Source organism: Streptomyces rubrogriseus, assembly GCF_027947575.1.
Lineage (GTDB): Bacteria > Actinomycetota > Actinomycetes > Streptomycetales > Streptomycetaceae > Streptomyces > Streptomyces rubrogriseus.
In genome coordinates this window covers 296,065-307,889 of sequence record NZ_CP116256.1, presented here as the reverse complement: position 1 = coordinate 307,889, position 11,825 = coordinate 296,065, and the positions used below count along the sequence as shown (strand labels likewise).

Sequence of the window (11,825 nt, the reverse complement as noted above, 5' to 3'; positions counted from 1 at the left end):
CCGGTCGACAAGGAGAGAACTCGTGGACGACGTTCTGCGGCGCAACCCGCTCTTCGCGGCGCTCGACGACGAGCAATCCGCGGAGCTCCGCGCCTCCATGAGTGAGGTGACCCTCGCCCGCGGCGACACCCTGTTCCACGAGGGGGACCCCGGAGACCGCCTCTACGTGGTCACGGAAGGCAAGGTCAAGCTCCACCGCACGTCCCCCGACGGGCGCGAGAACATGCTGGCCGTCGTCGGCCCCAGCGAGCTGATCGGCGAGCTGTCGCTCTTCGACCCGGGCCCGCGCACGGCGACCGGCACCGCGCTGACCGAGGTCAAGCTGCTCGCCCTCGGCCACGGCGACCTCCAGCCCTGGCTGAACGTCCGGCCCGAGGTGGCCACCGCGCTGCTGCGCGCCGTCGCGCGCCGCCTGCGCAAGACCAACGACGCCATGTCGGACCTGGTCTTCTCGGACGTTCCCGGCCGTGTCGCCCGCGCCCTGCTCGACCTCTCCCGCCGCTTCGGCGTGCAGTCGGAGGAGGGCATCCACGTGGTGCACGACCTGACGCAGGAGGAGCTGGCCCAGCTGGTCGGCGCATCCCGCGAGACGGTCAACAAGGCGCTGGCGGACTTCGCCCAGCGCGGCTGGCTCCGCCTGGAGGCCCGCGCGGTGATCCTCCTGGACGTGGAGCGACTGGCCAAGCGCTCCCGCTGATCCGCCGCCCCGCAGACCCCTCGGGGTCTACCCGGGGCTCCTATTCGGGCAGCTGGACGATCCCGTGTTCGCCCAGGTACTCCAGCTGCGCCCGCACCGACAGCTCCGCGGCCGGCCACAGGGAGCGGTCGACGTCCGCGTACACGTGGGCGACGACCTCGCGCGGCGTGCGGTGGCCGTCCTCCACCGCCGTCTCGACCTGGGCGAGACGGTGGGCGCGATGGGCGAGGTAGTACTCCACGGCACCCTGGGCGTCCTCGAGGACGGGCCCGTGCCCCGGAAGCACCGTGTGCACCCCGTCGTCGGCCGTGAGCGACCTGAGCCGGCGCAGCGAGTCCAGGTAGTCGCCGAGACGGCCGTCCGGGTGGGCCACCACCGTCGTGCCGCGGCCCAGGACGGTGTCGCCCGTCAGGACCGCACGGTCGGCCGGGAGATGGAAGCACAGGGAGTCCGCCGTGTGCCCCGGCGTCGCCACGACCCTCAGTTCCAGGCCGCCGACCCCGATCACGTCACCGGCCGCCAGGCCCTCGTCGCCCAGCCGCAGCGCCGGATCCAGGGCCCGTACGTTCGTGCGGGTCAGCTCGGCGAAGCGCGCGGCGCCCTCCGCGTGGTCCGGGTGACCGTGCGTCAGCAGCGTCAGCGCGACCCGCTTGCCGGCCCGCTCGGCCGTGTCGACGACGTGCCGCAGGTGGGCGTCGTCCAGTGGGCCCGGGTCGACGACGACGGCCAGGTCGGAGTCGGGCTCGGCGACGATCCAGGTGTTCGTGCCGTCCAGGGTCATCGCGGAGGCGTTGGGCGCGAGGACGTTCACCGCGCGCGCGGTGGCCGGTCCCGACAGGACGCCGCCGCGCGGCTGTCCGGGCAGTGCTGCTGCGTCCGTCATGCGGGGGCTCCCCCGGTCGGGTCGGTGGGCGTCGCCGGTGCCGTGCTCGGGACGTGCTTGGTGAACTCCTCGTGACCCGGCCAGGACAGGACGATCTCGCCGTCGACGATCCGTGCCCGCGCCAGCACGGGCGTCATGTCGCGGCCGGGCGCCGACGCCAGCGCCTCGGCCGCCGTGGCGCACCCGGCGAGACCGCGCAGGGTCGCGACGGTGGGCGGCATCATCAGCAGTTCGCCCTTGTCGTACCCGGCGGTCGCGTCGGCCGGTGTGATCCACACCGTGCGGTCGGCCTCGGTGGAGGCGTTGCGGGTGCGCTGCCCCGCGGGAAGCGCCGCCACGAAGAACCAGGTGTCGTAGCGCCGGGACTCGAACTCCGGGGTGATCCAGCGCGCCCAGGCCCCCAGCAGGTCGGAACGCAGGACCAGGCCCCGGCGGTCCAGGAACTCCGCGAAGGACAGCTCACGGTCGACCAGGGCGGCCCGGTCGGCCTCCCAGTCCGCGCCCGTCGTGTCGCCGACCACCGAGTCACCGGTCGGACCCGCGAGCAGGACACCGGCCTCCTCGTACGTCTCGCGTACGGCCGCGCAGACGATCGCCTGGGCGCCCGCCTCGTCGACGCCCAGCCGGTCCGCCCACCACGCGCGCGTGGGGCCCGCCCAGCCGACGGCGCGGTCGTCGTCGCGCGGGTCGACCCCGCCGCCCGGGTAGGCGTACGCGCCACCGGCGAACGCCATGGAGGTACGGCGGCGCAGCATGTGGACGGCGGGACCGGACCGGGCCCCGGTGGGCTCGGTGCCGGTACCGGTGTCCTTGAGGAGCATGACGGTGGCCGCGCGCTTCGGGGTGACCGGGGTGAGGGTGCCGGCCGCCAGCGCGCGGATACGGTCCGGCCATTCCGGTGGGTACCACTGACCATTCGCCTGACCATTCGCCATGGCCGGAGGCTATCCGGTGACGGGCGGATGTTCGAGTGGCCCAAGGGACCCGGTGGGCGTCAGGAGGGCAGGCCGGTCAGCCACTCGGTGAGCAGCCGGTTCGTCTCCTCGGGGCGCTCCTGCTGGAGCCAGTGGCCGCAGCCGTCGAGAAGGTGCGAGGCGCGCAGCCCGGGCAGGGTGACCGGATACGCCTCGATCGCGTCGGTCAGCCAGGTCGTGGAGGCGTCCAGCGCGCCGCCGAGGAACAGGGACGGCTGGGTGATCGGGGCGCCCTCGTGCGCGGCCAGGTCGGCCCAGTCTCGGTCCATGTTGCGGTAGCGGTTGAGGGCGCCGGTCAGGCCGGTGCGCTCGAACTCCCCGGCGTAGACGTCCAGGTCCTCCTCGGTCAGCCAGGAGGGCAGCCGCCCGGCGGCCGGGAACCGGTCGCGCATCCGGCCGCCGGGGGCGACGAAGTGCGGGTCGGGCTCCTCCGGGCCGGGCATGGTGTCGGCGGACAGGGCGGCGTAGAGGCCGCCGAGCCAGCCTCGTACGTCGGGCTCGATCTCGGCCTCGGCGCGGCCGGGCTCCTGGAAGTAGGAGACGTAGAACTCCTGCCCGGCGAAAGGCCCGGCCGGGTCGCTCATGCCGGCGAAGACGTCGCTTGGCCTCGGTCCGCCCGGCGGGGTGTACGGCACGCTCAGCAGGCCCACCGCGCGGAACACGTCCGGCCGCAGCAGCGCGGAGTGGGCGGCGATGTTCGCGCCCCAGTCGTGGCCGACGACCACGGCGGAGCGTTCTCCCAGCGCCTCCACCACGGCGACGTTGTCCGCCACCAGGTCCAGCATCCGGTACGCCTCGACGACGTCCGGCCGCGAGGAGCGCCCGTAGCCGCGTACGTCGAGGGCGACGGCGCGGAACCCGGCCGCGGCCAGTGCGGGCAGCTGGTGGCGCCAGGAGTACCAGGACTCGGGGAAGCCGTGCACGAGCAGGACCAGCGGCCCGCTGCCCTGCTCCACCAGGTGGATCCGGCCGGCGGGTGAGGGCACCAGCCGGTGCACGGGCCGGTCGGCGGCCTGTCCGGGCCCGCCGTCCTGCCGGGCGTCTCGTTCGCCGGTCTGCTGGTCGGTCACGGGCGGCTGCGGCATGGCTCCTCCTGGCGCATACGGTCGGTACGGCCCCCGTCGGAACCGGGAGGACCGGCCTGGGCCGGCTACCGCTCCGTACGGGGCACCGGGACCGATCCTGCGGGGGGCGGTGCGGCGGGCGCGAGGTTTGTTGCCGGGCTGGCAACGCGCCAGCCGCACCCGGCGCCGGCTCTCCCCGCTCCGTCGGTGTACGGCGGGAAGTCCGCCCAGTCGGCGTACCGGACGCCCGGTCCGCTACGGCTGGACCAGCTCCACCTGGATCTCGACCTCCACCGGCGCGTCCAGCGGCAGGACCGCCACGCCGACCGCGCTGCGGGCGTGCACGCCCTTGTCGCCCAGGACCTCGCCGAGGAGTTCGCTGGCACCGTTGATCACACCGGGCTGGCCGGTGAAGTCGGCGGCGGACGCGACGAAGCCGACGACCTTGACGACACGCGCGACGCGGTCGAGGTCACCGGCGACGGACTTCACGGCGGCCAGGGCGTTCAGCGCGCAGGTGCGGGCCAGTTCCTTCGCCTCGTCCGGAGTGACCTCGGCACCGACCTTGCCGGTGACCGGAAGCTTGCCCCCCAGCATCGGCAGCTGGCCGGACGTGTAGACGTACGGGCCGGACTGCACGGCCGGCTGGTAGGCGGCCAGCGGCGGAACGACCTCGGGCAGCGTCAGGCCCAGCTCGGCGAGCTTCGCCTCGACGGCGCTCATGCCTGCTTCTCCCGCTTCAGGTAGGCGACGAGCTGCTCGGGGTTGTTCGGCCCGGGCACGACCTGGACGAGCTCCCAGCCGTCCTCGCCCCAGGTGTCCAGAATCTGCTTCGTGGCGTGGACGAGCAGCGGCACGGTTGCGTATTCCCACTTGGTCATGCGGCCGACTCTAGCCGCTGGCCGGGGCACCTCCGCAGCCGCTGTCCGGGGGCCGTCCGCGGCCGCTGCCCGGCCCCCGCGGGCGCCGGCCGGGACCACGTTGTCCACAGCCACCGGCGTACTCCGCGCGCGGACTGGTTACGCTCGAATACGTGAGCAGGCTCCAGGTCGTCAGCGGCAAGGGCGGTACCGGCAAGACCACGGTGGCCGCGGCCCTCGCGCTGGCCCTGGCCACCGAGGGGAAGCGCGCGCTTCTCGTCGAGGTCGAGGGCCGCCAGGGCATCGCGCAGCTCTTCGAAACGGAGGCGCTGCCTTATGAGGAGCGGAAGATCGCCGTCGCTCCCGGGGGCGGGGAGGTGTACGCCCTCGCCATCGACGCCGAACTGGCCCTTTTGGACTATCTCCAGATGTTCTACAAGCTCGGCAGCGCCGGACGGGCCCTGAAGAAGCTCGGCGCGATCGACTTCGCGACCACCATCGCGCCTGGGGTCAGGGACGTCCTGCTGACCGGCAAGGCGTGCGAGGCGGTCCGGCGCAAGGACAAGCAGGGGCGGTTCGTGTACGACTACGTCGTCATGGACGCCCCGCCGACCGGTCGCATCACGCGCTTCCTCAACGTCAACGACGAGGTGGCGGGACTCGCGAAGGTCGGCCCCATACACAATCAGGCGCAGGCCGTGATGCGGGTGCTGAAGTCGCGGGAGACCGCCGTGCACCTGGTGACGCTGCTGGAGGAGATGCCGGTCCAGGAGACCGTGGACGGCATCGCCGAGCTGCGGACGGCAGGGCTCCCGGTGGGCCGGGTCGTCGTCAACATGGTGCGTCCGCAGGTCCTGGACGCCACCGATCTGGAGCTGGTCCGGGAGACACCGCGTACGGCGCTGGCCCGGTCCCTGTCCGGGGCGGGACTCGGCGGGGCACGGCGGGGCGGCCACGCCGAGCGGCTGGTGGACCCGCTCCTCGCCCAGGCCGGCGAGTACGCCGAGCGATACGCGCTGGAGCAGGAGCAGCGGGCGGTCCTCGGCGAGCTGGGCCTGCCGACGCACGAACTGCCGCTGCTCGCGGAGGGCATGGACCTGGCGGGCCTGTACGAGCTGGCCACCGAGCTGCGGAAGCAGGGGATCGCATGAGTCCGGACGACCCGGCCCGTCATCAGAAGGGCGGCCAGGCCGGCCACCAGGCCCGCCACCAGGAGGGCGGCGCGCGCCGTCTGGCCCCCGCGCGCGTGCTCGACGTCGACGCCCTGCTGGAGGACCCGCGCAACCGCATCGTGGTGTGCTGCGGTTCGGGCGGGGTCGGCAAGACGACCACGGCCGCGGCCCTGGGCCTGCGGGCGGCCGAGCGCGGCCGCAAGGTGGTCGTCCTCACCATCGACCCGGCCCGGCGGCTGGCGCAGTCCATGGGCATCGACTCGCTCGACAACACCCCGCGCCGTGTGAAGGGCGTCGACGACGCGGCGGGCGGCGAGCTGCACGCCATGATGCTCGACATGAAGCGGACCTTCGACGAGATCGTCGAGTCCCACGCGGATCCCGAACGGGCGGCGGCGATCCTCGGCAACCCGTTCTACCAGTCGCTCTCGGCGGGCTTCGCGGGCACGCAGGAGTACATGGCGATGGAGAAGCTGGGGCAGCTGCGGTCGAGGGACGAGTGGGACCTCATCGTCGTCGACACGCCTCCGTCCCGCTCGGCGCTGGACTTCCTGGACGCCCCCAAGCGCCTCGGTTCCTTCCTGGACGGCAAGCTGATCCGCGTCCTGCTGGCCCCGGCGAAGGTCGGCGGCCGGGCGGGAATGAAGTTCCTGAACGTCGGCATGTCGATGATGACCGGCGTCCTGGGGAAGGTGCTGGGCGGGCAGTTCCTCAAGGACGTGCAGACCTTCGTGGCCGCGATGGACTCGATGTTCGGCGGCTTCCGGACGCGCGCGGACGCGACGTACAAGCTGCTCCAGGCGCCCGGGACGGCGTTCCTGGTGGTCGCGGCCCCGGAGCGGGACGCCCTGCGCGAGGCCGCGTACTTCGTTCAGCGGCTGGCGGCCGAGGACATGCCGCTGGCCGGTCTGGTGCTCAACCGGGTCCACGGCAGCGGCGCCGACCGACTGTCGGCCGAGCGGGCACTCGCCGCCGCGGAAAATCTTGAGGATCCCCGCATTGTGGATCAGGACGGCGGGAAAGCTGGACTTCGTACCTCTTCCGGCAACTCTCCCGACACGTACGGCAGTTCAGAACCGGCCGGCTCCGAGCCCGGCGACTCGGCCCCCGACACCTCACCCGGGGCCACCAACGCCCCTCCCGAGGCTTCCGACAGCTCACCGGAGGCTTCCGACACCTCACCCGAGGTTTCCGACTCGGCGGAGCGGTCGGTCGACGCGCTCGCCGCGGGCCTGCTACGGCTGCACGCGGAGCGCATGCACCTGCTCGCCCGCGAGCAGCGCACGCGTGACCGCTTCACCGCGCGTCATCCCGAGGTGGCGGTCACCGAGGTGGCCGCGCTGCCCGGCGACGTGCACGACCTCGCGGGACTGCGGGACATCGGGGCACGCCTGGCCACCGGCCGACCCGAGCTGCCCGAGCCGGGCGCCTGATCCGGCCTCGGGGCTCAGACCACGGCCGCGTAGTTCTCGTACACCTCGTCGTCCTCGAGGGGCACGATGCCGACCCCTCGTTCGTACTCTGTCCGCGCCGTCTCGAGTAGCCGGCGCCAGGAGGTCACGGTGGGCCGCCTGCGCAGCAGCGCGCGGCGTTCCCGCTCCGTCATGCCTCCCCACACGCCGAACTCGACGCGGTTGTCGAGCGCGTCGGCCAGGCACTCGGTCCGCACCGGACATCCGGTGCACACCGCCTTGGCCCTGTTCTGCGCTGCTCCCTGAACGAACAGTTCGTCCGGATCGGTAGTGCGGCAGGCGGCCTGCGCACTCCAGTCGGTTACCCAGCCCATACCGGCGCCGTCCTCTCCCGAATCGAGGCTCCCCCACGGCGGCAGCGGCATATTCACCGCCGCCAGTTGAGGACGTTACGGAAGGTGGGCACAGCGCAACACCCCCTTCGGGCCCAATCTTGAATGGCCCGAACGGACTATGGGTAAGCGGCAGATCACCCGGGGGAGTGAGCTGGCGACATGCGCGACGATCCAGACATTCGGGTCATCTCTGTTGCGCCACAACGGACACCGATTGACACACAAGGCGGATTCGGACACGCACCCCACACGCCGTGGCACGCGCCGGTACACACCAACGCGCCCCCCAGCGGGGCCCCTCGGAAAAAAATCGAGCGGATCCGGAACGATTCGGGGTCGCCGGACGTATTGATACGTGGCCTCACTGCTGTGACAGTTGAGTGCAGCTTAGGCCAAGGCATATACGCGTGTCCGGCGAATGAGAACGTAGGCTGCCTCCATGCCAAAGAAGCGCTCGGGCGGTGGTCTGTCGCCAACGCAGCAGGCCGCCAAGTTCCTCGGTGTCAGTGTGCTCGCGGGAGCAGTGCTGGCCGGCATCGCGTTGCCCGCCGTGGGCGCGCTGGGGCTGGCCGCCAAGGGGTCGGTGGAGAGCTTCGACGCCCTCCCGACCAACTTGAAGACTCCCCCGCTGAGCCAGCGCACCGCCATCCTCGACGCCGAGGGCGGCACCATCGCCACGGTCTACTCGCGCGACCGCACGGTGGTCGACCTCAAGGACATCTCGCCGTACATGCAGAAGGCGATCGTCGCGATCGAGGACTCGCGCTTCTACGAGCACGGCGCGGTCGACCTGAAGGGCGTCCTGCGCGCCCTCAACAAGAACGCGCGCAGCGGCGGGGTCTCCGAGGGCGCCTCCACCCTCACCCAGCAGTACGTCAAGAACGTCTTCGTGGAGGAGGCGGGCGACGACCCGACGAAGGTCGCCCAGGCCACCCAGCAGACCATCGGCCGCAAGATCCAGGAGCTGAAGCTCGCGATCCAGGTCGAGGAGGAGCTGGGCAAGAAGAAGATCCTCGAGAACTACCTGAACATCACGTTCTTCGGCCAGCAGGCCTACGGGGTCGAGGCCGCCTCGCAGCGCTACTTCTCCAAGCACGCCAAGGACCTCAACGTCCAGGAGGCCGCCCTCCTGGCCGGCATCGTCCAGTCGCCGAGCCGGTACGACCCGGTCAACGACGAGGCGGAGGCCACCAAGCGGCGCAACGTCGTCCTGACACGCATGGCCCAGGTCGGCGACATCTCCCCGGCCCAGGCCGACAAGGCGAAGAAGGCACCGCTCGGGCTGAAGGTCAGCAAGCCGAAGAACGGCTGCATCACGGCCGTGAACGACGCGAGCTTCTTCTGCGACTACGTGCGCGAGGTCTTCCTGAGCGAACCGGTCTTCGGCAAGACCCGCAAGGACCGGGCCAAGGTCTGGAACCAGGGCGGCCTGACCGTCCGCACGACGCTCGACCCGCAGGCCCAGGAGTCGGTGCACCAGTCCCTCAAGGACCACGTCAACAAGTCGGACTCGGTCGCCGCGGCCAGCACCCTGGTCGAGCCCGGCACCGGCCGGATCGTCGCCATGGGCCAGTCGAAGCCGTACGGCTACGGCAAGAACGAGACCGAGATCAACTACTCGGTCGACCACGCGGTCGGCGGCTCCAACTACGGCTTCCCGACGGGCTCGACGTTCAAGCCGTTCCTGGCGGCCGCGGCCCTGGAGGAGAACGTACCGGCGACGAAGGAGTACTCGTCGCCGTACGACATGGACTACCCGAGCCCCATCCAGACCTGTGACAAGCCCTGGATCAACGACTCGGGCTACCGCCTCGAGAACGAGAACGAGTCGGAGGTCGGCCCGTACCGGCTGAAGGAGGCGATGGCCAAGTCGGTCAACACCTACTTCGTCCAGATGCTCGCCGACATCGGCCTGTGCCCGGTCGCGTCCATGGCGGACAAGCTCCACGTCCACCAGGGCAACGGGGACAAGCTGCCGCAGAACCCCTCGGCCCTCGCCCTCGGCTCGGTCGGTATGTCCCCGCTGACGATGGCGAGCGCCTACGCGACCTTCGCCTCGCGCGGCATGTACTGCACGCCGGTCGCGATCGAGTCGATCACCCAGAAGGTCGGCAACAAGCAGAAGTCGCTCGAGGTGCCGAAGTCGACGTGCTCGCGCGCCATGACGGAGAAGACCGCGGACAGCGTGAACACCCTGCTGCAGGGCGTGGTCGACTCCGGTACCGGTAAGGCAGCCGGTCTGAGCGACCGCGCCAACGCCGGCAAGACGGGTACGACCGACGAGCGCAAGAACGCCTGGTTCGTCGGCTACACGCCGAACATGTCGGGCGCCGTCTGGGTCGGCAGCGCCAGCCAGGAGGTCGAGATGAAGAACATCACGATCGGCGGCGTCTACCACCCCCTCGTCTTCGGTGGCGCGGTCCCGGGCCCGATCTGGAAGGACGCCATGACCGGCGCCCTGTCGGGCAAGGACTCCCCCTCGTTCAACCTCGTCGACATCCCGGACGGCGACAAGAACAAGGACAAAGACAAGGACAAGGACAAGGGCCGCGACGAGGACAAGCCCGACGACGGGAACAACGGCGACGACGACGGCTTCATCGCCGGTCTGACCGACGGCGGCACCGGCAACGGCGGCGGGGACGGCGGCTTCCCGGGCAACCTGATCCAGGGCCCGGGCAACGGACCCGGCGGACGACGCTGACCCGTTCCCTTCACGTGTGAGGGCCCTCCCCGCGACTGCGGAGAGGGCCCTCACACGTTTCCGACGTTACGGCGGGACCGGCTTCGGCCGTGTCGTAAGGACGACGCCGCGACGGCTCAGCCGGCCAGGAGCCTCTTGACCGCGGCGGCGACCCGGCCGCCCTCGGCCTGCCCGGCCACCTTCGGGTTCACGATCTTCATCACGGCGCCCATGGCCCGCGGTCCCTCGGCGCCGCCCGCCTTCGCCTCCTGCACGGCCTGCGCGACGATCGCGTTCAGCTCGTCGTCGGAGAGCTGCTTCGGCAGGTAGGCGGCCAGCACCTCGCCCTCCGCCTTCTCCCGCTCGGCCTGCTCGGCGCGGCCGCCCTGGGCGAAGGCCTCGGCGGCCTCGCGGCGCTTCTTCGCCTCGCGGGTGATCACCTTCTGCACCTCGTCGTCGGAGAGCTCGCGCTTCTCCTTCCCCGCGACCTCCTCCTTGGTGATCGCGGCCAGCGTCAGCCGGAGCGTGGAGGAGCGGAGCTCGTCGCGCTCCTTGATCGAGGAGTTGAGGTCGTCGTGCAGCTTCGCCTTGAGCGTGGTCATGGACCTGATTGTCGCAGGTACGCGAGGAACGGCGCCCGCCGATTTCCGTGCCCACGGTGACGGCGACCGCGGCCGGCCTCCCGGCGCCGCTTCCCCCGCCGCTTCTGACACGATGGACGTATGCGCGCGCGATATGGAGTACCCCTGGGAGTCACGGCGGTTGGCGCCGCCGGTCTGGTCTACGCGGCGGGGATCGAGCCCCGCTCCTTCCGCCTCCGGCGGGTGACGGTCCCCGTCCTCCCGTCCGGGATGCGTCCCCTGCGGGTGCTCCAGGTCTCCGACATCCACATGGTCGGCGGTCAGCGCAAGAAGCAGCGCTGGCTGCGGTCGCTGGCCGGGCTGCGTCCCGACTTCGTGATCAACACCGGCGACAACCTGTCCGACCCGGAGGGGGTCCCCGAGGTCCTGGACGCCCTGGGCCCCCTGATGGAATTCCCGGGCGCCTACGTCTTCGGCTCCAACGACTACTACGGTCCGCGGCCCCGCAACCCCGCCCGGTACCTGCTCGAGAAGGTCCAGGGCCGCCACGGCCTCAACGGCAACCCGCCCGTCGTCGGTGCCGTCCACAACCCGTGGGAGGACCTGCGCGACGGTTTCGACGCCGCGGGCTGGCAGAACCTGACGAACACCCGCGGCACGCTCAAGATCGAGGGCGTGTCGGTCGAGCTGACGGGACTGGACGACCCGCACATCAAGCGGGACCGGTACACCGAGGTGTCCGGCGGCCCGTCCGCCACGGCCGACTTCTCGATGGGCGTGGTCCACGCGCCGTACCTGCGCGTCCTGGACGCCTACACGGCGGACGGCTACCCCCTGATCCTGGCCGGCCACACCCACGGCGGCCAGCTGTGCATCCCCTTCTACGGCGCCCTCGTCACCAACTGCGACCTGGACACCGACCGCGTGAAGGGCCTGTCCACGCACACGTCCGACGGTCACACGGCCCACCTCCACGTCTCGGCCGGCTGCGGCGCGAACCGATACACCCCGTTCCGCTTCGCCTGCCCACCGGAGGCGACGCTGCTGACGCTGGTGGGCCGGGAGGGCTGACCGACCCCCGGGGGGGGAGGTTGCGGGCGGATC

Annotated in this window: 12 protein-coding genes; 5 read left to right on the top strand and 7 right to left on the bottom strand. The window is 71.5% G+C overall.

Going from position 1 to position 11,825, the window contains the following annotated elements:
• The first annotated feature begins 22 nt into the window (after window positions 1–22).
• Window positions 23–697 carry a Crp/Fnr family transcriptional regulator gene (locus Sru02f_RS01470; protein WP_003975365.1) on the top strand — a complete coding sequence of 225 codons (675 nt, stop codon included), beginning with the start codon at window positions 23–25 and terminating at the stop codon, window positions 695–697.
• A 40-nt stretch (window positions 698–737) separates the two neighbouring features.
• On the opposite strand, the gene Sru02f_RS01465 is transcribed toward Sru02f_RS01470, so the two are convergent.
• The 5 genes from Sru02f_RS01465 to Sru02f_RS01445 all read right to left on the bottom strand — a co-directional run bounded on the left by Sru02f_RS01465 (window position 738) and on the right by Sru02f_RS01445 (window position 4,499).
• On the bottom strand, window positions 738–1,580 hold the full coding sequence (locus Sru02f_RS01465; RefSeq protein ID WP_109029392.1) for an MBL fold metallo-hydrolase: 843 nt from the start codon (window positions 1,578–1,580) through the stop codon (window positions 738–740).
• Window positions 1,577–2,515, bottom strand: a complete 939-nt coding sequence (locus Sru02f_RS01460; protein WP_109029391.1) for an NUDIX hydrolase — start codon at window positions 2,513–2,515, stop codon at window positions 1,577–1,579. Before Sru02f_RS01460 ends, Sru02f_RS01465 begins: the two co-directional genes overlap by 4 nt.
• A gap of 59 nt (window positions 2,516–2,574) precedes the next feature.
• Entirely contained in the window at window positions 2,575–3,639 is a 1,065-nt protein-coding gene (locus Sru02f_RS01455; protein ID WP_109029390.1) for an alpha/beta fold hydrolase, read from the bottom strand.
• 234 nt (window positions 3,640–3,873) lie between these two features.
• Complete coding sequence (locus Sru02f_RS01450) at window positions 3,874–4,341, bottom strand: RidA family protein (RefSeq protein ID WP_003975361.1); 468 nt, start codon at window positions 4,339–4,341, stop codon at window positions 3,874–3,876.
• Complete coding sequence (locus Sru02f_RS01445; protein WP_003975360.1) at window positions 4,338–4,499, bottom strand: DUF4177 domain-containing protein; 162 nt, start codon at window positions 4,497–4,499, stop codon at window positions 4,338–4,340. The genes Sru02f_RS01450 and Sru02f_RS01445 overlap by 4 nt, the downstream gene beginning before the upstream one ends.
• 152 nt (window positions 4,500–4,651) lie before the next feature.
• Between Sru02f_RS01445 and Sru02f_RS01440 the strand changes: the two genes are divergently transcribed.
• Complete coding sequence (locus tag Sru02f_RS01440; RefSeq protein WP_109029389.1) at window positions 4,652–5,629, top strand: ArsA-related P-loop ATPase; 978 nt, start codon at window positions 4,652–4,654, stop codon at window positions 5,627–5,629.
• On the top strand, window positions 5,626–7,083 hold the full coding sequence (locus Sru02f_RS01435; protein ID WP_109029388.1) for an ArsA family ATPase: 1,458 nt from the start codon (window positions 5,626–5,628) through the stop codon (window positions 7,081–7,083). The genes Sru02f_RS01440 and Sru02f_RS01435 overlap by 4 nt, the downstream gene beginning before the upstream one ends.
• Before the next feature lie 14 nt (window positions 7,084–7,097).
• Here Sru02f_RS01435 and wblA read toward each other — a convergent pair whose 3' ends face one another.
• On the bottom strand, window positions 7,098–7,436 hold the full coding sequence (gene wblA, locus Sru02f_RS01430; RefSeq protein ID WP_174854983.1) for a transcriptional regulator WblA: 339 nt from the start codon (window positions 7,434–7,436) through the stop codon (window positions 7,098–7,100).
• A gap of 460 nt (window positions 7,437–7,896) precedes the next feature.
• Here wblA and Sru02f_RS01425 point away from each other — a divergent pair, with 460 nt between their 5' ends.
• The gene (locus tag Sru02f_RS01425; protein WP_109029386.1) at window positions 7,897–10,161 is read left to right on the top strand and encodes a transglycosylase domain-containing protein; all 2,265 of its coding nucleotides are present in this window, start codon (window positions 7,897–7,899) and stop codon (window positions 10,159–10,161) included.
• 116 nt (window positions 10,162–10,277) lie between these two features.
• On the opposite strand, the gene Sru02f_RS01420 is transcribed toward Sru02f_RS01425, so the two are convergent.
• Window positions 10,278–10,742 carry a GatB/YqeY domain-containing protein gene (locus Sru02f_RS01420; protein WP_109029385.1) on the bottom strand — a complete coding sequence of 155 codons (465 nt, stop codon included), beginning with the start codon at window positions 10,740–10,742 and terminating at the stop codon, window positions 10,278–10,280.
• Window positions 10,743–10,862: 120 nt separating this feature from the next.
• Between Sru02f_RS01420 and Sru02f_RS01415 the strand changes: the two genes are divergently transcribed.
• Window positions 10,863–11,792 carry a metallophosphoesterase gene (locus tag Sru02f_RS01415; RefSeq protein ID WP_109029384.1) on the top strand — a complete coding sequence of 310 codons (930 nt, stop codon included), beginning with the start codon at window positions 10,863–10,865 and terminating at the stop codon, window positions 11,790–11,792.
• Window positions 11,793–11,825: the final 33 nt, after the last annotated feature.

Bases quoted from the DNA above. Each gene is read 5' to 3' on its own strand.
- Sru02f_RS01420 (WP_109029385.1), bottom strand. From the start codon at position 10,742: ATGACCACGCTCAAGGCGAAGCTGCACGACGACCTCAACTCCTCGATC.
- Sru02f_RS01465 (WP_109029392.1), bottom strand. From the start codon at position 1,580: ATGACGGACGCAGCAGCACTGCCCGGACAGCCGCGCGGCGGCGTCCTG.
- Sru02f_RS01450 (WP_003975361.1), bottom strand. From the start codon at position 4,341: ATGAGCGCCGTCGAGGCGAAGCTCGCCGAGCTGGGCCTGACGCTGCCC.
- Sru02f_RS01435 (WP_109029388.1), top strand. From the start codon at position 5,626: ATGAGTCCGGACGACCCGGCCCGTCATCAGAAGGGCGGCCAGGCCGGC.
- Sru02f_RS01425 (WP_109029386.1), top strand. From the start codon at position 7,897: ATGCCAAAGAAGCGCTCGGGCGGTGGTCTGTCGCCAACGCAGCAGGCC.
- Sru02f_RS01460 (WP_109029391.1), bottom strand. From the start codon at position 2,515: ATGGCGAATGGTCAGGCGAATGGTCAGTGGTACCCACCGGAATGGCCG.
- Sru02f_RS01415 (WP_109029384.1), top strand. From the start codon at position 10,863: ATGCGCGCGCGATATGGAGTACCCCTGGGAGTCACGGCGGTTGGCGCC.
- Sru02f_RS01455 (WP_109029390.1), bottom strand. From the start codon at position 3,639: ATGCCGCAGCCGCCCGTGACCGACCAGCAGACCGGCGAACGAGACGCC.
- Sru02f_RS01445 (WP_003975360.1), bottom strand. From the start codon at position 4,499: ATGACCAAGTGGGAATACGCAACCGTGCCGCTGCTCGTCCACGCCACG.
- wblA (WP_174854983.1), bottom strand. From the start codon at position 7,436: ATGGGCTGGGTAACCGACTGGAGTGCGCAGGCCGCCTGCCGCACTACC.